Raw genomic sequence first — 235 nt, forward strand, 5'->3', positions numbered from 1 at the left:
GTCCCAGTGTGGCCGATCACCCTCTCAGGTCGGCTACGCATCGTCGCCTTGGTGAGCCGTTACCTCACCAACTAGCTAATGCGCCGCAGGCCCATCCTCAAGTGACAGATTGCTCCGTCTTTCCAGCTTCCTTCAGGCGAAAGAAGCAAGTATTCGGTATTAGCTACCGTTTCCGGTAGTTGTCCCAAGCTTGAGGGCAGGTTGCCTACGTGTTACTCACCCGTCCGCCGCTAAC

1 rRNA gene is annotated in these 235 nt (G+C 56.6%); it reads right to left on the reverse strand.

Features of this window, described 5'->3' with window-relative positions:
* Positions 1 to 235: ribosomal RNA gene (locus tag HP552_RS10015) — 16S ribosomal RNA — on the reverse strand; the annotation flags it as partial.

The organism is Paenibacillus xylanilyticus, from assembly GCF_013359935.1.
In the GTDB taxonomy this organism is placed as follows: Bacteria; Bacillota; Bacilli; order Paenibacillales; family Paenibacillaceae; genus Paenibacillus; species Paenibacillus xylanilyticus.